Source organism: Amycolatopsis xylanica (assembly GCF_900107045.1).
In the GTDB taxonomy this organism is placed as follows: Bacteria; Actinomycetota; Actinomycetes; order Mycobacteriales; family Pseudonocardiaceae; genus Amycolatopsis; species Amycolatopsis xylanica.
In genome coordinates, this window is sequence record NZ_FNON01000013.1 from 156,451 (window position 1) to 175,676 (window position 19,226).

The 19,226-nt window shown below is 70.1% G+C and carries 15 protein-coding genes; 10 read left to right on the forward strand and 5 right to left on the reverse strand.

Going from position 1 to position 19,226, the window contains the following annotated elements; all coding sequences use genetic code 11:
• Positions 1 to 162 precede the first annotated feature (162 nt).
• Positions 163 to 2,217 carry an NHL domain-containing protein gene (locus tag BLV57_RS39610; RefSeq protein WP_091299038.1) on the forward strand — a complete coding sequence of 685 codons (2,055 nt, stop codon included), beginning with the start codon at positions 163 to 165 and terminating at the stop codon, positions 2,215 to 2,217.
• Between the two features lie 11 nt (positions 2,218 to 2,228).
• Positions 2,229 to 5,285, forward strand: coding sequence for a hypothetical protein (locus tag BLV57_RS39615; protein ID WP_143047277.1), 3,057 nt, complete (start codon positions 2,229 to 2,231; stop codon positions 5,283 to 5,285).
• Between the two features lie 56 nt (positions 5,286 to 5,341).
• Here BLV57_RS39615 and BLV57_RS39620 read toward each other — a convergent pair whose 3' ends face one another.
• The 5 genes from BLV57_RS39620 to BLV57_RS44300 all read right to left on the reverse strand — a co-directional run bounded on the left by BLV57_RS39620 (position 5,342) and on the right by BLV57_RS44300 (position 8,331).
• Positions 5,342 to 6,187, reverse strand: coding sequence for an LLM class F420-dependent oxidoreductase (locus BLV57_RS39620; RefSeq protein WP_091299044.1), 846 nt, complete (start codon positions 6,185 to 6,187; stop codon positions 5,342 to 5,344).
• Positions 6,188 to 6,275: 88 nt separating this feature from the next.
• Positions 6,276 to 7,169 carry a universal stress protein gene (locus BLV57_RS39625; protein ID WP_091299047.1) on the reverse strand — a complete coding sequence of 298 codons (894 nt, stop codon included), beginning with the start codon at positions 7,167 to 7,169 and terminating at the stop codon, positions 6,276 to 6,278.
• Entirely contained in the window at positions 7,166 to 7,786 is a 621-nt protein-coding gene (locus BLV57_RS39630; protein ID WP_091299163.1) for a CBS domain-containing protein, read from the reverse strand. Before BLV57_RS39630 ends, BLV57_RS39625 begins: the two co-directional genes overlap by 4 nt.
• Positions 7,787 to 7,918: 132 nt before the next feature.
• Positions 7,919 to 8,155 (reverse strand): hypothetical protein, encoded by a 237-nt coding sequence (locus tag BLV57_RS39635; RefSeq protein WP_091299049.1) that lies wholly within the window; start codon positions 8,153 to 8,155, stop codon positions 7,919 to 7,921.
• Positions 8,156 to 8,199: 44 nt separating this feature from the next.
• Positions 8,200 to 8,331, reverse strand: a complete 132-nt coding sequence (locus BLV57_RS44300; protein ID WP_281244475.1) for a hypothetical protein — start codon at positions 8,329 to 8,331, stop codon at positions 8,200 to 8,202.
• A 138-nt stretch (positions 8,332 to 8,469) separates the two neighbouring features.
• Between BLV57_RS44300 and BLV57_RS39640 the strand changes: the two genes are divergently transcribed.
• The 8 genes from BLV57_RS39640 (at position 8,470) to BLV57_RS43555 (ending at position 19,147) form a co-directional block, all read left to right on the forward strand.
• A complete protein-coding gene (locus BLV57_RS39640) occupies positions 8,470 to 8,952 on the forward strand; it encodes an NADH-quinone oxidoreductase subunit B family protein (protein WP_218134983.1) in 483 nt (160 codons plus the stop codon).
• Positions 8,949 to 10,961 (forward strand): proton-conducting transporter transmembrane domain-containing protein, encoded by a 2,013-nt coding sequence (locus tag BLV57_RS39645; protein ID WP_091299052.1) that lies wholly within the window; start codon positions 8,949 to 8,951, stop codon positions 10,959 to 10,961. The genes BLV57_RS39640 and BLV57_RS39645 overlap by 4 nt, the downstream gene beginning before the upstream one ends.
• Entirely contained in the window at positions 10,958 to 11,905 is a 948-nt protein-coding gene (locus BLV57_RS39650; RefSeq protein ID WP_091299055.1) for a respiratory chain complex I subunit 1 family protein, read from the forward strand. The genes BLV57_RS39645 and BLV57_RS39650 overlap by 4 nt, the downstream gene beginning before the upstream one ends.
• Positions 11,906 to 11,947: 42 nt before the next feature.
• Positions 11,948 to 12,613, forward strand: a complete 666-nt coding sequence (locus tag BLV57_RS39655; protein WP_091299058.1) for a hypothetical protein — start codon at positions 11,948 to 11,950, stop codon at positions 12,611 to 12,613.
• Entirely contained in the window at positions 12,610 to 14,076 is a 1,467-nt protein-coding gene (locus BLV57_RS39660; RefSeq protein ID WP_091299060.1) for a proton-conducting transporter transmembrane domain-containing protein, read from the forward strand. The genes BLV57_RS39655 and BLV57_RS39660 overlap by 4 nt, the downstream gene beginning before the upstream one ends.
• Positions 14,073 to 15,584 (forward strand): hydrogenase large subunit, encoded by a 1,512-nt coding sequence (locus BLV57_RS39665; RefSeq protein ID WP_091299062.1) that lies wholly within the window; start codon positions 14,073 to 14,075, stop codon positions 15,582 to 15,584. Before BLV57_RS39660 ends, BLV57_RS39665 begins: the two co-directional genes overlap by 4 nt.
• A 135-nt stretch (positions 15,585 to 15,719) precedes the next feature.
• Positions 15,720 to 18,995 carry a DUF4132 domain-containing protein gene (locus BLV57_RS39670; RefSeq protein WP_091299065.1) on the forward strand — a complete coding sequence of 1,092 codons (3,276 nt, stop codon included), beginning with the start codon at positions 15,720 to 15,722 and terminating at the stop codon, positions 18,993 to 18,995.
• On the forward strand, positions 18,992 to 19,147 hold the full coding sequence (locus tag BLV57_RS43555) for a hypothetical protein (protein ID WP_176969021.1): 156 nt from the start codon (positions 18,992 to 18,994) through the stop codon (positions 19,145 to 19,147). Before BLV57_RS39670 ends, BLV57_RS43555 begins: the two co-directional genes overlap by 4 nt.
• Positions 19,148 to 19,226: the final 79 nt, after the last annotated feature.

Sequence of the window (19,226 nt, forward strand, 5' to 3'; positions counted from 1 at the left end):
GTGTGAGTGCTCAGTGGAACCGGCGTGTCCCCCGGGCGGGAGCGGATGTCCTGGAGAACCGGGTGTTTCTCCCGGCTTCTCGGGACGATCACTCATGCGCTCCCGTGCGGTGAAACCTCAGGCTGAGACGGCAACTTTCGCCTATCGAGGAAGAAGACGCGCATGGACAACCGAATCCGGCGCGCCCGGATCTGGGCGGTGACCACGAGTGCGCTGGTGCTCGGCTGTGCCGCGGTCCCACCCGCACTGGCCGCACCAGCCGAGGCGCTGGGGCTCATTTCCACTTTCGCGGGCACCGGGGACGACGACTCCGCCGGTGACGGCGGGCTCGCGGGCGCCGCCAAGCTGAAGGCGCCGTCAGACGTGGCCGTCGACGCCGCGGGCAACACCTACGTTGCCGACCGCTGGGCCTCGAAGGTGCGCAAGATCGACCCGCAGGGCCGGGTCTCCACCTTCGCCGGCACCGGCGAGTACGGCGCGGGCGACGTCGACGGCATTCTCGCCAAGGACGCCAAGATGAAGACGCCGGGCAGTGTCGCCGTCGACAAGGACGGCAACGTCTACATCGCCGACACCTACGACGCCCGCGTCCGGAAGGTGGGCACCGACGGGCGGATCACCACGGTCGCGGGCACCGGCGAGGACGGCTTCACCGGGGACGGGAGCACCGCCACCGCACGGCTCAACGGGCCGTCCGGCCTCGCGCTGGACCCCAGCGGCAGGCTGTACATCGCCGACCGGGACAACCACCGCGTCCGGCGTGTCGACCTGGCGGGCAAGCAGATCTCCACTGTGGACGGAACGGGCACCAGCGGCTCGGGCGCCAAGGAACTGGCCTACCCCGAGGATGTCGCGGTCGACGCGTTCGGCGTCGTGCACATCGCGGACACCGACAACAACCGGGTGCAGAAAATCGACGCGGCGGGCGCCGTCAGCACCGAGATCGGCACCGGGCTGAACCATCCGGCTGGCGTCACGGCCGACGTCAACGGCACGCTCTACCTTTCCGACACCGGGAACCAGCGGATCAAGCGGCTCAACCGCGACCAGTCGATCACCGTGCTGGCCGGCACCGGGGCAGGCGGCTACTCCGGTGACGGCGGCCAGGCCACCGCCGCCCAGCTGAACTCGCCGTCGGGGCTGGCCGTCACCCGCACCGGGAACCTGCTGGTCGGCGACTACGCCAACCACCGGGTGCGCAGGGTCGTCGTGCCGGTCGTCGACACGACCGTCAGCGCCTACGCGGGCACCGGCGAGTGGAAGTTCTCCGGCGATGGCGGGCCGGCGCTCACGGCGACCTTCCAAGGGCCGCGAGCGGTGTCCGCGGACGGCAGGGGCGGCCTGTTCATCTCGGACGGGGTGAGCATGCGGGTGCGCAAGGTCGGCCAGGACGGGATCATCACCACGGTCGCCGGGACCGGCGAGCGTGCCTTCACCGGCGACGGCGGCCCCGCCACCCAGGCCGCGCTCGAACCGCAGGCGCTCGTCGCGGGAGGCGGGGGTTTCTACGTCATCGACGCCGCCACGCGGATCCGCAAGGTCGACGCCGCAGGCGTCATCACCACCATCGCGGGCACCGGCAAGGCGGGCTACACCGGCGACGGCGGCCCGGCGAAGTCGGCGCAGATCGCCGCGAACGGGCTCGCCATCGACAGGGCGGGCAACCTCTACTTCGCGGACTGGATCACCCACCGCGTGCGCAGGATCGGCACCGACGGGGTGATCACCACGGTCGCGGGCACCGGCACCGCCGGGTTCACCGGTGACGGCGGGCAGGCCACCGCCGCCCAGCTGAACACGCCGACCGACTTGACGGTCGACGGCGCCGGGAACGTCTACATCATCGACAATTTCAACTACCGCATCCGCAAGGTGAATCCCGCCGGTGTCATCACCACTTTCGCGGGCACCGGGCGGCGTGGCTACGGCGGCCCGGGAAAGCAGGCCACGCAAACCGATCTCTACCCGCAGGTCGGGCTCGCGACCGATCCCGACGGCAACGTCTACATGGCCGATCTCTATTCCTACATCCACAAAATCGGCACCGACGGCATCGTCAGCGACGTCGCGGGCACCGGAGTGTACGGCGACGGCGGAGACGGCGGGCCTGCCACCGCGGCAACGATCAATCCCTACGCGATCGCGCTGGACAACACCGGAACCCTTTATTTCACCAGCACCGAGAAAAACCGCGTACGCAAATTCCGCGTTTACTGAAAGTGAGTGCAATGCGATCCCCTTTCCGCCGAAAAGCCATCGCGGGAGCCTTGGTGGGCACGGTGCTGCTCACCCAGGCCCAGCCCGCGGCCGCCGCCGATCCGATCACCTTCACCGACAAGCAGCTGTCGAGCGCGTTGTTCGGCGCGGCCGTGCGGGTCAAGGATTCGGGGCCGGAGTTCGACAAGCACGTCATCGGCAGCGCCGAGCTGCTCGACTGGCGAGCCAAGCACCCGGCCGCGACCGCGGCGGACACCAGCGCGCACACCACCGCCATCCAGCAGGCGATGGACACCGGGTTCTCCGCGATCGACGCCCAGCGTTCCCGGTCGGACCAGCTGGGCAGGCTGCTCGAGATCGTCTACGCGGCACCGGGCGCGGAGCTCAGCGGCCCCGAACTGACCGGCGTGCTCGGCGTGCTGACCGCGCGTGATCTCGCACCGGGCACCGTCACCCTGCACGTCGGCCAGCGGCTCAGCGGCGCCGAGCAGCAGTACGGGCTCAGCGTCGCGTACTCCCTGGCGTCGACCAACTTGTGGAACTCGGTGTACGACCGCACCAAGGTCGACGCCGTGCTGAGCGACGCCTGGAAGGGCGAGTTCGGCAAGCCGACTGCGAAGAACCCTGAGGGTCTCAATCCGGCTTGGACGTTCTCCGATCTCAAGAAATTCGGCGCGCTCAAGGATCTCGTCAACATCGACGCGCTGATCACCGCGGGCAAGGCAGGCGCGGCTCCGTTCTACGACGAGTTGCGCAAGCAGTTCAACAAAATGCGCGACACGCTCAACGGCGAGAACAACAAGGTCTCCTCCGCGATCAACGACCTGCTCGCCAAGGCGGGCTTCCCCGGCGCGCCGAACGGCGGTCCCAGCAAGGCCGATCTCGACAAGGCCAAGGAACGGGAAAAGGCGCAGCAGGAGAAGATCGACGGGATCAAGGGCGGTCTCGACGTCGTCGTCGCGCTGGCGAAGTACATCGACACCGGTTTCGCGAAGCACCTCGCGTCCTTTGTGGAGACCGTGTACAAGGTCGCCACCGCGGTCAACACCTTGTACACCAGCATCGCGACGCTCGCGGTGAGCACCGGCATCGGCGCGGGCACCTTCGGCGTCATCGGCGCGATCGCGGGCGCGGCCATCGGGCTGATCCAGGCGTTCGCCGGGCTGGTCAGTGGTCCCGACCGGACCCAGGAGATCCAGCTCGCGGTGATCAAGGAGGTCCGCAACGGCTTCGCCCAGATGCGCGAGTACGTCGAGAAGGTCTACAACGTGATGAACACGCGGTTCGACCGGATCGAAAAGGGCCTGAACACGATCTACCAGACCATGCTCACCGGGTTCGACAAAATCCTCGCGGAACTGGAAAAGGTCGACAAGAAGCTCGACGGCATCAACGACGTGCTGATCAAGGCCGTCTCGGATCTGCAGGGCTTCAACCTCCAGATCCTCAACGGGGTCAGCGACGTCGACAAGCAGGCGTTCTTCGAAGCCGCCGACCGCTACGTCGACTACGCCGTCACCAACAACGGCATGCCGCTGCAGAACTACGAAGGCCCGGTCAGCTACCTGGACGCGGTGAGCAAGTTCGCCTTCGCGGCCAAGACCACCGCGCGGAACAACAACTTCACCTTCGGCAACTACCAGGACCGCAACCTCGACAACGCATTGCGCAATGGCCCGGTCGGGGCGATCGACTACCTCGCGGCCAGGGCCGGGCTGCCCGCGGGCGGGCCGGACGACCGGGTGCCCAACGCGGACCTGTGGGCGCAGGCGGCACGCGCTTACACGCTGACCGCGATCCAGAACCCCGCGTTCGCGGCCAAGGAAGGCAACGTCAGGGCCGACCAGATCGTCGCGAACGGCAAGGCGATCAGGGACGCGGCGCAGCGGTTCAGCGCGCCGGTCAACAACCCCAACGCGGCGACCAACCCCTTGTTCGCAGGCCTGCTGAACGACAACGCGGCGGCGGTCAACGCCTTCACGACCGCTACCGGACGGCTGGCCAAGGACCCCGTCGTGATGGCGCCGGAGCGCCAGTTCGACCTGTTCGCCGACGTGACGCAGGACATCGACGTGAACAAGCTGCCCGCGCCGTCGTTCACCAAGGTCGGGCCATGCAGCGGCGCAGGCACGGTGATCGACAAGCCGGACTTCCTCACCGGGAAGAACCTGCCCAAGGCCGCCATGTTCGGGCAGTACCTCAACCCGCAGTGGCAATACCGGTCGTGCTGGCTGAACCCGGCGTGGAGTGCCGATCCGTACAACGCCCACGATTGGCACTGGGAGACCATCAACGGCGAAAAGATCATGGTCTATGTCAACACCCGGCTGGCGCCGCACCAGGCGTCCTTCTGGGAGATCATGGCCGAGCCGGGCACCAGTGGCACGGTGGCGCAGGGAGTCGTCGGTCACCGGAACATCCCGCTGTGTTCGTGGAAGAGCTACGACGAGCCCAGCGACGCCGTGCCCGCGAACTGCCGCGACCGCGGCGACGCGACAGCGGCCATGAGCAGCACGTTCGGCACGCCTGATCCGCCGATCCGCTTCGACTTCGCCCACGTCGCCGCCGCCAACAAGGAACTGGCACAGCGACGGGCCTCGTTCTACGACCTCGTGGCATCGCAGTTCAGCCGCCCGGACGCGCTGCCGGAGACCGCCGCACTGAAGGACAACATGCGGCTACTCAAGGCGTACACGGACTTGGGTTTCCCGAGGGCGAAGGAGACCGACGACCAACTGCGCGCGCTCGTCTACGGGACGAACTCGCTCACCAACCTCCCCGCGATCTACACCCAGGAGGCGGCGAACCTGCGAGCAGGCAAGGCGGCGGTGACCGACAATCCATTGCTGGACAAGGGAGCCGACGGTTCGGTCTGCGTGCTGACCGGGCCGGACACGCTGACCAACTGCATCCGCTCGCAGCTGGCCTCGCGTAAGGACAGGGCGGCTGGCCGGTTCGAGCTCCAGTTCCGCAACATCCTCAGCGGCCAGACGAAGGAGACCTTGCCGCTGGTCGACGAGGCGATCCGGAACATCGAACTCACCAGCCGGTACTTCAGGGCAAGGTGAGACCGGGGGCGGGCGGCGCTCGCGCCGCCCGCCCCCGGTTACCCAATGAATACGGCTCAGCCGAGACCGAGTTTCCCTGCCAATCGGCCGATCCAGGCCACGACTTCGGCGGCGTCACGATCGGGCAGGCCGAAGATCGCTTCCGTGACTCCGATCGACTTCAGGTGTGCGAGCTTCTCGGGATCCGGGCGACCGGCCAGTACCGCCACCTCGGGTGTGCCGGAACGGCCCGCGTCGCGCCAGACTTCGTGCAGCAATGCCACTTGCGCGTCGATGTCCACATCGGACGGTGTGGTGAGCCAGCCGTCGGCGGCGCGGGCGATCCAGCGGAAGTTCTTCTCCGTGCCGCCCGCGCCGAGCAGGACCGGTATCCGCGCCTGCGCCGGTTTCGGCCAAGCCCAGCTCGGGCCGAAGCGGACGAATTCGCCTTCGTACTCGGCGATCTCGTCCGTCCACAGTGCACGCATCGCCTCCAGGTATTCGCGCAGTGCCGTGCGGCGGCGACTCCCAGGGATGCCGTGGTCGGTCAGCTCGTCGACGTTCCACCCGAAGCCGGCGCCCAGCGTCACGCGGCCGCCGGACAGGTGGTCGAGGCTGGCGATCGTCTTCGCGAGGGTGATCGGGTCGCTCTCCACCGGCAGCGCGACCGCGGTGGAGAGGCGGATCCGGCTGGTCACCGAAGCCGCCGTGGCGAGCGCGACCCACGGATCGAGGGTGCGCAGGTACCGGTCGTCCGGCAGCGTCGAATCGCCCGTGCGCGGGTGCGGCGACTCGCGTTTGACCGGGATGTGCGTGTGCTCCGGGACCGAGAACGACGCGAACCCGGCCGCTTCGGCCGCGCGGGCGGCCGCAGCGGGCGCGATCCCGCGATCGCTCGTGAACAGCACTATCCCGTATCTCACAGCGCCGAGCGTAGTAGAACGTGTTTCAGTTTGCAATCGGCCGGCGGTGACCGCCGTGAGCAGCGGTGCCGCGCCGCCGGCGCGGTCATCAGCCCTCGTACGGACGCGCCACCAGCACCGGGCAGGCCGCGAAGTGCACCAGCGCCTGGCTGGTCGAACCGAGCAGCATCCCGCGGAAGCCACCGCGCCCGCGGCTGCCGACCACGACGAGCTGCGCCTTCTCCGCTTGCTCGAGCAACGCGTGCCGCGGCCGGTCACGCACGAGTTCACGATGGACTTCGACGTCGGGGTACTTCTCGCCCCAGCCGGCCATCCGCTCGGCGAACGCGCGCCTTTCGTCCTCCTCGATGCTCTCCCACTGCACCGGGACCCGGGTGGCGCCGCCGGTCGAGTCGTAAGTGACGTCGGACCACGCGTGCAGGGCGACGAGTGGCGCACGGCGCTGTGAGGCTTCCTCGAAGGCCAGCGCGATCGCGTGGTCGCTGTTCGGGCCAGCGTCGACGCCGACGACGACCGGGCCGCCGGCGGGGACCGCGAGAACATCGGGCCGGTGCCGGATCACCGCGACCGAGCAGTGCGCGTGGCTGATCACGGCCGCGGCGGTGGAGCCGACGAGCATGCCGGTGAACTCGCCGCGGCCGGATTTGCCGACGACGACGAGCTTCGCGTCGCGCGACAGCTCGATCAGCGCGGAAGATGCGGCGATGCTCGGCATCTCAGACGTGACTGTCAGGTTCGGCCCGACCGCGCGGGCGAGCGCGATCGACTCGTTCATCATTTTCGCGGCGTCTTCCTGCGCGAGTGCGATGAACGCGCCGACACCCGACATCCCGCCGCCGCCGTAGTACAGGCCCGCGACGTGGATCGCGTGCACGATGTGCAGCGGCAGCCTGCGCTGGGCCGCGATCCGGGCGGCCCAGCGCACCGCGAGGTCCGACTCGGGCGAACCGTCGACCCCGGCCACGACCCGCTGCCCGCTCATCGCCGATTTCCCTTGACCCCGAAGCCGACCTCCGCGTCGACCACGCCGGGCACGGCCAGCGCGAGCAGCGTGGCGACGTGCCGATCGGACTCACTGTCGAACGCGTCCTCGACACGCACCGAGCCGTCGTTCACCTCGACCGTCCAGCGGTTCGCACCGCCGTAGATCTCCAGCCGGTGCCGGACATCGGCGGCGATCGCCTGATCGGTCCTGGCCAGCACCCGGACGATGTCTCCCCTGGTGACGATCCCGACCACGGTCGAACCGTCCACAATGGGCATCGCACGGATACGGGCGTCGACCAGCGCCTGGCACAGATCGTTGACATCGGTGCCCTGCCCCATGCCGGTGGCCGGGGTGGTCATCACCGCGCGCACGGTCACCGGGATCGACGGATGCGTGCCCGGACCCGTGTCACCGTGACGGTAACGCGGGTCCTTCGGGATCCGGTCGCGGATCAGGTCAGCCTCGGTGACGATGCCGATCAGCCGGTCATCCTCGTCGACCACCGGCAGCGCGGTGAAACCGTGTGAGGACAGCAACAAGGCCGCCTCCTTGACCGAGGTCCGCGGCGTCACGGTGATCACCGGTGAACTCATCACGTCTCGGGCTCGCATGAAAAACGCCTCCCTGATCATGTCTGGTTCGAAACTACGGTCGCGGCACCGATACCGCTGCGCGCTTTGGTCCCGCCGCGGCGGGACCAAAGGCCCACCTCCGCGAGGTGACACCTCGGCGAGGAGGTCGGCTCAGCTGGTGACCAGTTGCCTGCCTGCGTGGAGTTCGTCGATGTCGCCGGTGAAATCCTTGGGCTGGTATCGGAAACAGGTGATCGCCCAGGGGTCGGCGGTGACCAGCTCCAGGTCGGGTTGCTCGCTGATCAGCTCCCGCAGCAGCTGGGCGTGGCGCAGGTAGTGATCGAACAGGTCGATCACGCCTTGCTTGCCGAGCTGGTGCAGCACCGCCCATACGGTCAGCGAGAACATTTGGGGGCGAACGACCTAGCGGACGCGGTGGATCATCGCCGCGCTCAGAGCAGCACCCGCTCGCCGTCTCGTGGCACGACCGCGGTCCAGCCGTGCACGGTGCGCAGCCGATCCGCGATCGCCTTCGAGCCTTCCGGCCACGACCATCCGCGCGGCCTGTGACAGGTCGAGCACACGCGTCTCCCCTTGTCATGCCCTGTAGTCAGCTGGACACGGCCTATCGGGCGCTATAATTCAACACTTGCTAAGGTTTGCAAGTGCTGAATACGATGCCGGCGCAGCGCGAGGCATGAGGGTGAGAGTCAGGAGCTGACGTGCTGGGTTTGTGGCGCAAGATCCGCCGGACCGGCCGGGTGGCCGAAACCGCGCCGCCTCGTCGTGGCCCTGTCGTGCCCACGGCGGCGGGATTCGGCGGTTCGGTGCAGGTGCGGCATGTGGATGCCGGGTCGTGCAACGGTTGTGAGGTGGAGATCGGGTCGGCGTTCGGCCCTGTCTATGACGCCGAACGCTACGGCGCGCGGCTGGTCGCGTCTCCTCGGCACGCGGACGCGCTGCTGGTGACCGGGCCGGTGACGCGGAACATGGCCGCTCCGCTGCGCCGTACCTACGAGGCGACCCCGGCGCCGCGGCTGGTGGTCGCCGTCGGTGACTGCGCCCGCAACTGTGGCGCGTTCGCCGGGGCCTACGGGGTGGCCGGTGCGGTCTCGGACGTGGTGCCGGTGGATCTCGAGATCGCGGGCTGCCCGCCGCGGCCCGAGGAGATCGTCGACGGGCTGCGGAAGCTGACCGGCCGATGAGCCTCGTATCAGCCGCCTTCGGTGTTGCCGTGGTGTCCGGCGTGCTCAGTGCACTCGCCGCTCTGCTGGTGCCGGCACGGGCGCGCGCGGCGGTGGTGGGCGCCGGGATCACGGTGACCGGCGCCGCGGGCGTGGTGGCCGGAGCGGCGGCGATGACGGGTCAGTCGTTTTCCCTTGCGTTGCCTGGGTTGTTGCCGTTGTCGGGCGTGGCGCTCACGATGGACGCGCTGGGCGGGCTGTTCGTCGCCGTGACCGGCGGTGTCGCGGTGGCCACCGGCATTTACGGGATTTCCTATACCCGCCACGGGCTGGCCGCCCGCGGGTTCCAGGCGGTGCTGCCGGTGTTCGTGGTGGCGATGCTGCTGGTGCCGGTCGCCTCCACCGTCGGCACGGTGCTGGTGAGCTGGGAGCTGATGGCGGTCACGTCGCTGCTGCTCGTGGTGGCCGAGCACCGCCGCCGCCCGGAGGTCGCCCGAGCGGGCCGGTGGTACGCGGTCATGACACATCTCGGTTTCGCGGCCGTCCTCATCGGGCTGGTGCTGCTGGCCGGGCACGCCACCGGTGACTCGTTCGCCGACCTGCGCGCGGCTGGGTTGTCGCCCGCGGTCGCGGGGGTGGTGTTCGTGGTGACGCTGGCGGGTTTCGCGTCGAAGGCGGGGATCGTGCCGCTGCACGCGTGGTTGCCGCGCGCTCATCCCGAGGCGCCGAGCCCGGTGTCGGCGTTGATGTCGGCGGCGATGGTGAATCTCGGGGTGTACGGGATCGTGCGGGTCGGGCTGGATCTGCTCGGTGGCGGCGCCCGGTGGTGGTGGCTGCTGGTGCTCACGCTCGGCGCGGTCTCCGCGGTGTACGGGATCCTGCAGGCCGCGATGAGCGCCGATCTCAAGCGGCTGCTGGGATATTCCACGACCGAGAACATGGGGCTGGTGCTCATCGGCGTCGGCGCGGCCGGGCTGTTCACCACCTCCGGCGACCGCGGACTGGCGGCACTGGCGCTGGCCGCGGCGCTGCTGCACGTGCTCGGGCACGCGGCGTTCAAGACGCTGCTGTTCCTGGCGGCGGGTTCGGTGCTGCACGCGACCGGCAGCCGGGACCTCGACGCGCTCGGCGGGTTGCGGGCCACGATGCCGGTGACGACCGCGGCGTTCGGGTGGGGTGCGCTCGCGGCGTCGGCGCTGCCGCCCGGCACCGCGTTCGTGTCCGAGTGGCTGCTGCTGCAGGCGCTGATCCACGGCCTGCCCGCCTCGGGTGTGGCGACCGCGATCGCGATGCCGGTCGCGGTCGCGGCGGTCGCGCTGACCGCCGGTCTGGCGGTGGCGACGTTCGTCAAGGCGTTCGGTGTCGGGTTCCTGGCGCGCCCGCGCGGCGTCGGCGCGTTGAACGCGCGCGAAAGCCCGCCGACCATGCTCGCGGGGATGGGCATCGCCGCGATGGCCTGCGCGGCACTGGCCTTCGCGCCCGCGCTCGTGCTGCCGTCGGTCACCATGGCCGCGTCCGCGGTGCTGGACTCCGCGGCACCGGCGGTGAGCGGGACCGTCACCCTCCGGCTGGCCGGGTTCGCGGGCTCCCTCTCGCCGCTGATGCTCACGCTCGCGCTCGTGGCCGCCGTCCTCGCCGTGGCCGGTGCGGTGCGGGTGGCCGCGACCCGGCGGACGCGGCGGGCGGCGCGGCTGTGGGACTGCGGCGCGGGCCCGATGTCCGCGCGGATGGAATACACCGCGACGTCGTTCGCCGAGCCGCTGCAGCGGGTGTTCGACGACGTCGTGCGCCCCGAGACCGACATCGACGTGACCCACCACCGGGAATCCGCGTATCTGGTGCAGGCCGTGGACTACCGGCGCCGCGTGCCGGACCGGATCGAACGCCGCCTCTACGAGCCGGTGCTCGCCGCGGTGGCGGCCTGGGGACGGGCGGGACGGCGGCTCGCGACCGGAAGTGTGCACCGGTATCTCGGCTATGGCTTCTACACGGTGTGCGGGGTTTTGCTGCTGCTGGCGGTGACGCGATGAGCGCGCTCGGGGTCGTCGGTGGCGTGCTGCAGCCGGTCGTCGTCGTGGCCGGGTCACCCGTGCTGGTCGGGGTGATGCGGCAGATCCGGGCGCGGCTGGAAGGCCGGGCAGGCGCGGGGATCTGGCAACCGTGGCGTGATCTGCGCAAGCTGCTGCGCAAGGACTCCCTCGCGCCGCGCGGCACCAGCGAGGTGTTCCGTGCCGCGCCGCTGGTACTGGTGGCGACCACGCTGGTCGTCGCGGTGGTGACCCCGCTGCTCACCACCGAGTCGGCGGCGGCGGGTGTGGCGGACCTGTTCGCGGTGGTGGCGCTGCTCGCGCTGGGCACGGTCGCGCTGGCGCTGGCCGGGCTGGACACCGGGACGGCGTTCGGCGGGATGGGCGCCAGCCGCGAGATGACGATCATCGCGCTGGTGGAGCCCACGCTGCTGGTGGCGATCTTCGCGTTGTCGGTGCGGGTCGGGTCGACGAACCTCGCGGCGATCGTCACCTCGACCCTGCACGACCCGGCCCGGGTGATCTCCCCCGCCAGCCTGCTCGCGGCGGTCGCGCTCATCGTGGTGATCGTCGCCGAGACCGGGCGGCTGCCGGTGGACAACCCGTCGACGCACCTGGAACTGACGATGGTGCACGAGGCGATGGTCCTCGAATACGCGGGACCGGATCTGGCGATGGTCGAGCTCGCGTCGGCGATGCGGCTGACGGTGTTCCTCGGCCTGCTGGCCAACCTGTTCGCGCCATGGGGCATCGCGACCTCGGCGACACCACTGGCGATCGGCCTCGGCCTGCTGGTGTGGCTGGGCAAGGTCACGGTACTCGGCGTCGTGCTGGCGGCCGGTGAGGTGTTCGTGGCCAAGCTGCACCTGTTCCGGGTGCCCGAGCTGCTCGCCGGCTCGTTCCTGCTGGCGCTGCTCGCCGTCGCCGCGTCGTTCTTCTTGGCCTGAAACGAAAGGACCGTCGTCGGATGTCCACTGAGGACTCAGACCGTGACTGACACGGGATATGCGCAGGCGCTGGATCTGGCGTGCGGCGCGCTGCTGTTGACCGCGGTCCTCATCGTGTGGCGGCGCGAGCTCGCGGTGATCATCCGCGTGTTCGCCGCGCAGGGACTGGCGCTCGCCGCGCTGGTGGCGGTGCTCGCCGCGCACGAGCGCTCGCTCGAACTCGCCGTGGTCGCGGCCGGGATCGCCGTGCTGCGCGCGGGGGTCCTGCCGTATCTGCTGCGCCGCGCGCTGGCGGGCGCCGGGCAAGGCAGGCGGGAGACGCGGCCGCTGGTGAACGTGGCCGCCTCCCTGCTGGCGGCCGCGGTGCTGACGCTGCTGGCCTACGCGGTGTCGCAGCCGTTGGTCGAGCTGGCGCCCTCGCCCGCGACGCAGGCGATCCCGATCGGGATGACGGTCGTGCTGATCGGGTTCTTCGTGCTCGTCACCCGGCGGCGCGCGCTCTCGCAACTGGTCGGGTTCTTGCTGATGGACAACGGGATCACCGCCGTCGGGTTTCTCACCACCGCCGGCGCTGGGCCGGTCGTGGAACTCGGGGTGTCACTCGATGTGCTACTGGCCGTGCTGGTGCTGCAGATCCTCGCCACCCGGATGCGCGAAACCTTCGGCGACGCCGATCTCGACGAACTACGGGAGCTGCGCGACTCATGACCGGCGTCCTCGTTCTCGTGCCCGTGGTGGTGCCGCTGCTCGGCGCCGCGGTCTACCTGCTCGCCGGATGGCGCCCGGCGACCCGCTGGGTGAGCGCCGGATCGTCGGCGCTCGTGCTGGCGGCCGCGATCGCCACCGCCATACCGGGATCGCAGCGGCAGACCGGATTGCTGCGGGCCGACGCGCTGTCGACGTTCATGCTGATCGTGATCGGCGCGGTCGCGCTGCCTGCCACCGCGGCCACTCCGGCGTATCTGCGCGGCGAGATCGACGCGGGCCGGGCCACCGCGCGGACCGCGGCCCGGCACAGCGTGCTCGTGCAGGTCTTCCTGGCCGCCATGGCGCTGGCCGTGCTGGCGGCGAACCTCGGGGTGGTGTGGATCGCGGTCGAGGCCACCACGATCGTCACCGCGTTCCTGGTCGGGCAGCGGCGCACCCGTGCGGCGGTCGAGGCGGCGTGGAAGTACGTGGTGATCTGCTCCGCGGGCATCGCGCTCGCGCTGCTGGGCACGTTCCTGCTCAACTTCGCCGGCAGGCACGCGCCCGGCGGCCCGGGGCTGGACCTGGCCGCGCTCACCGCGCACGCGTCCGGCCTGGACCCCGCGGTGACCCGCATCGCCGTGGTACTGCTGCTCATCGGGTTCGGCACCAAGGCGGGGCTCGCGCCGTTGCACGCCTGGCTGCCCGACGCCCACAGCCAAGCACCCGCCCCGGTGTCCGCGCTCATGTCGGGGGTCCTGCTCTCGGTCGCGTTCTACGCGATCCTGCGGGTGAAGGTCATCGCCGACGCCGCGCTGGGCGCCGGATTCAGCCGCGCCGTGCTGATCGTCATGGCGCTCGCGTCGCTGGTGGTGGCGGCGTCGTTGCTGCTGGCCCAGCGCGATTACAAGCGGATGCTCGCCTATTCCAGCATCGAGCATCTCGGCCTGGTCGCGCTCGGCGCCGCGATCGGCGGCCCGCTCGCCGTGGCCGCGGCGCTGCTGCACGTGCTCGGGCACGGATTGGCCAAAGCCACGCTGTTCCTGTCCGCCGGAAGGCTGCTGCAGACCACCGGCACCAGCCGGATCGACGGCGTACGAGGGCTGGCCGCGAGCCAGCCCGCGCTGGCCGGTTGCCTCGGAGCCGGGGTGCTGGCACTGATCGGGCTGCCCCCGTTCAGCGTCTTCGCCAGCGAGCTCGGCATCGCCCGGGCGGGATTCACCGCCGGGCTGGGCTGGGTCACCGCGGTGGCGGTGGCGCTGGTCGTGGTGATCGCCGCCGCGCTGATCGGGCACACCAGCCGCATGCTGCTCGGCGCGCCGCCGGACGGCCCCGGCGCGGCGACCGCGCCCCGGGAACTGCCGATCACCGTCGGCGTCGTGCTGATCGGCGGCCTGCTCACCTGCGCCGCGCTCGGGATCGCCGCCTGGCCGCTGACCCCGCTCCTGCACACCGCCGCCACGACCATCACAGGGACACCATGACCTCGTTCAGCGACGACGCGGGACTCCACCGCAGCGCCCGCACCATCGACGCCGCCGAACTGCCCGAGCGCGCGCGGGCGCTGCTCGAACACGGGCACCGCCTGGCGCTGATCGCCGGGCACGACGACGGCGGCGCCCTGCGCGCGGTGTACCTGTTCACCGCGACCGCGCCCGACCGGCGCGTGGAACTGCACGTCCCGCTCGACCGCGCGGATCCCCGGGTGCCCAGTCTCGCCGGGATGTCGTTTCCCGCCGGCCGGTTCGAACGCGAGATGCGTGACCTGTTCGGCATCACGGCGACCGGCCATCCGCTGCCGAGGCGGCTGGTCCGGCACTTCCATTGGCCGGTCGGCTGGTACCCCATGCTGGGCGACGCGGGCGAGCCGCCCGAGTTCGGCGACGTCGACGGCCCATACCCGTTCCGCACCGTCGAAGGACAAGGGGTCTACGAAATCCCGGTCGGCCCGGTGCACGCCGGGATGATCGAACCGGGACACTTCCGCTTCTCCGTCGTCGGCGAGACCATCCTGAACCTCAAGGCCCGCCTCTGGTTCGTCCACAAAGGACTGGAGAAGCTGTTCGAAGGCCGCGGGCCCGATCAGGCGGTCGAACTGGCCGAACGGGTCAGCGGGGACACCGCGGTCGGCCACAACCTCGCCTACTGCCTCGCGGTCGAGGACGCCCGCGGCATCGCCGTGGCACAGCACGCGCAGCGGCTGCGCGCGATCCTGCTGGAATTGGAACGGCTCTACAACCACGTCACCGACCTCGGCGCGCTGTGCAACGACGTCGCCTACGCCATCCTCAACGCCCACGCCCAGCGTGTGCGCGAGCGGCTGCTGCGGATCAACGACGCCGTGACCGGGCACCGCCTGCTCCGTGGCGCGATCCGGCCCGGCGGCGCCGAGGTCCGCACGCTGCCCGACCTCGCCGCGCTGGCCGCGATCGGCGCCGACGTCGCCGAGATCGTCGACCTAGCGCTCGCCAACACCGTGGTCGCCGACCGGTTCACCGGCACCGCGGTCCTCACCACAGCCCAAGCCACCGACCTGGGCACCCTCGGCTACGTCGCGCGCGCCAGCGGCCTGGCCGCCGACGCCCGCCACGACCACCCGTTCCTCCCCACGCGGTTCCCGCGCGCCACGCGGGTCCGCACCGACGGGGATGTGCTGTCCCGGTTCCTGGTACGCGCCGAGGAGATCGCCGAGTCGATCACGATGATCTGCGAACTGACCGAAGAACTCGGCGGAGAGACCGGATCGTTCACCTTCAGCGCGGAGCCGGGCGGCGACGCGCGGTCCGGGGTCGGGATCGTCGAAGGCTGGCGAGGCACCATCGTGCACCGGGTCGAGCTCACCGGCGACGGCAGGCTCGCGCGGGTGAAGATCGTGGACCCCAGCTTTTTCAACTGGCCCGCGCTGCCGGTCGCGCTGGCCGACACGATCGTGCCCGACTTTCCCTTGACCAACAAGAGTTTCAACCTCTCCTACGCCGGTAACGACCTGTAGCCCGGAGCCGGTCTCACTGTGCGCGCCACCCGTACGGCGCAACTCCGATGCCCCGTCGACACCGGTTCCGCGAAAAAGTGTCGGTGCGCCGTCATAAGGTCTGTCGCGACGATCAACGCGAGCTGGGGGTTTCTGATGGTGTCCACGGACGAGACGAGCTGGGTGCTGCCGAAAACCTGGCGGGGTAAGGTGCACCCGCGCCGGGGCGGCACGGATCTTGAGGTCCCGGATCTCAACGAAGGCGCAGCGCGGGCGGTGAGAGCCTGGCTTTCCACCACGGCGGAGCTCCAGCCGCTCCTCGACCTGCCGGAAAATCCACCTGAGCTCGTCAAAGCGGCCGTCGCCTGGCTCGGCGGTGAAGCGAACCCGCAGGGCGCGGCCGTGATCGCCACGATGCTCCGGCACGTCAGGGAGTCGCCCTCAGGAAACACGTTCGCCGACGCCTGGATCTCCGAGCACGGGCTGCTGTTCGCCGCGGAGGCCATCGCGGAGCTGGCGCACATCGAACTGGGCCATCACTGGGTGAGCCCGGGCACCCACAAGCTCGGGCTCCGCTACCGGCCCGACGGCGAGATCCCCGACCCGTATTGGAGTCGCGGGCTGGCCGAACGGGTTCGGGCTGTGCTCGCGAAGACCGACGAAGAGACCTACCAGCGTGCCGTCACCATGCTGACCGGGCACCGGCGGTCCGAGTTCGGCAATCTGGTGGTCTCGTACCTGGTGCCCACCGAGCAGCACTGGGTGGACGAACTGGTCGCCAAACACCCCATGCAGGGGTACCCCGATCGCCTTCGCTGGACGTTGCTCTCGGCGGCAACGGCCGCGCAGGTCGAAGCGCTGAGCGCTGATCAGCACTTCGACCTGGTCTTCCACGGGTCTGTGGCCTTGTACAACCTGGCCGACGCGATGGGGCCGGCGCTGGCCCCGGCGATCGCCCGCGCGCTGGACCGGTTCCCCTCCGCCGAAAGCACCAAACTGCTGGCCGAGACGCTCGGCGCGTTCCCGACGGACGAGGCGTTCGGTCTGCTGCTGGACCGGATCGACCGTCAGCACGTCCAGCCGGTCGTCCTCGACATGATGCGCCGGTACCCGGTGCGCGCGCTGCGGTTGCTCGGCGCCGCGACCGGTGAGCAGGCCGCTTTGCTGTTCCGCGCCCACGTGCTCGAAAACGTCGAGCTCGCGCGCGACCCCGGTCTGCCGGAGGAGCCGCGAGCGCGGATCGAAAAGGTGCTCAGCGGCGAGGGCCGGGTGGCCGAAGCACCTGCCGTCCTGCTGCCGCCGCTGCTCGCGGACCCGCCGTGGAACCGCGAACGGTCCACGAAGAAGCCGCTCGTGCTGAAGGACTTGGTCGCGCCGGGTGAGCGTCGCATCGTCTTCCAGGACGGCGAGCAAGAGGCGCTGGCGGCCATCCACGTTCATCTGTACAACTGGCGCGCGAAGACGGACTGGCAGCGCGCGATCGACGACGTCGTGAAGTCCGGCCGCCACGGCTACTGGGACAACACGCTCCTGGTGCAGGCGCCAGCCGAGTTCGTCCTGCCGGTCTTGGACCGCTGGCCGCTGACCGGCTACGACGAAGACATCTGGTCGAAACGGGCCGTGGGCAGGTTCGGGCTGGCCGCCCGCGGCTACGCACTCGCCGCCGCTCGCGCGAAGCCGTCGGTCGCGGGCGAAGTGCTGCTGCCGTTCCTCGACGCCGAGGTGGCGTCGGTGATGGCCGACTGGCTGGTGCGGCTGAAGGCGGCGCGGCTGGTGGCCGTCGCCTGGCTGAGCCGTCATGGCGTCGAGGCCGCGAAGCTGCTCATCCCGGCGGCGCTGGGCAAGGCGGGCAAGGAACGGATCGCCGCCGAGGCCGCGCTGCGCTTCCTCAAGAACTCGGCGGACATCGTCGAAGCCGCGAAAGGCTACGGGCCAGAGGCGACCGCCGCGATCGAGGCATTGGCCGCCGAGGATCCGCTGGAGTCGCTGCCACCCAAGATGCCCGCGACCGGTATGTGGGCCGACCCGCACCTGTTGCCACAGCTTCTTCTTCGGGGCGGGGAGTTCGCGCTGTCTCCGGAAGCGACGCGCCACGTCATCACGGCGCTGGGGCTGTGCAAGAAAGACGAGATCTACCCGGGTGTGGAAGTCATCCGTGAGCTGTGCGACCCGAGGTCGTTGAGCGAGTTCGCCTGGGCGCTTTTCCAGCAGTGGCGGTCGGCAGGCATGCCCGTGGTCGACAGCTGGGCGTTGCTCATGCTCGGCTGGTTCGGTGACGACGACGTGGTGCGCAGGCTTTCGCCGATCGTCAACGCCTGGCCTGGAGAGGGCGGGCATCACCGCGCGGTGGCCGGGCTGGAGGTCCTCGCGGAGATCGGCACGGACGCGGCGCTGACCCAGCTCAACCGCATCTCCCATAAGGCCAAGTTCAAGGCGCTGAAAGAACGCGCGCGCGAGAAGATGGCCGTGGTCGCCGAAGAACTGGGCCTCAGTGCCGACCAGCTGTCCGACCGGCTGGTGCCCACCTTCGGCCTCGACGAGGACGCCACCTTGATCGTCGACTACGGGACGCGCCGGTTCGTGGTCGGGTTCGACGAGCGACTCAACCCGTTCGTCGCCGACGAAGACGGCAAGCACCGCAAGGCACTCCCGAAACCGGGTGTGAAGGACGACCCGGAGCTGGCGCCCGCCGAGTACAAGCGATTCGCGGCGCTGAAGAAGGACGTCCGCACCGTCGCCGCCGACGAGATCCAGCGGATGGAACAGGCCATGGTGACCCGGCGCGCATGGAGCGGCGCCGAGTTCCGGGAGCTGCTCGCCGGGCACCCGCTGCTCTGGCACATCGTCCGCAGGCTGGTCTGGCTGAGCGAGTCCGGCGGCGAGGTGATCGCGTTCCGGCTCGCCGAGGACCGTACCTTCGCCGACGTCGAGGACGACGAGTTCACCTTGCCCGACAAGGCGATTGTCGCCATCGCCCACCCGCTGGAGCTGGGGAGCGAGCTCGGCAAATGGTCGGAACTGTTCGCCGACTACGAGATACTCCAGCCGTTCCCGCAGCTGGGCCGCGCCGTCCACGCACTGTCCGAGCAGGAGCGGACCGGTGTCGAGCTGGCCCGGTTCCAGGACGTCACGGTGAGCGTCGGCAACGTGCTCCGCCTGGTCAAGCGCGGCTGGGAGCGGGCGAGAGCCGCCGACAACGGCTGTGAACCGTGGCTGGCCAAGAAGATCGGCGACCGGGCCGTCGTGCTCAACCTGGATCCCGGTCTCACCGTCGGGGATCTGACCATGGACCCCGAGCACCGCATCGACCACCTGTGGCTCAACGACCGGCCCGAAGGCGAGTGGTCACCGAGCAACCCGCTGCCGTTCGGCGAGCTCGACCCGCTTGCCGCGTCCGAGCTGCTCGCCGACCTCGCCGAGCTGACGCGATGACAGTGAACCAGGACCTGCAGCGCCCGCCGGCGGAGCTGCGTTACGCGGACGAGCTGGCGAACCTCCGCGAGTCCGACACGGCGCGGGTCTGCGCAAGGCAGCGGAGGGCATGGGAGTCCTGCGGTCCGCGGACACCGACGCCGAACGGGTGAGTGCCTGGGTGAACGTGCAGATCAGGCTGCTGAGCACAGCCGAACTCCGATGAGGCCGCCCGCATCGGCCAGGACTGGT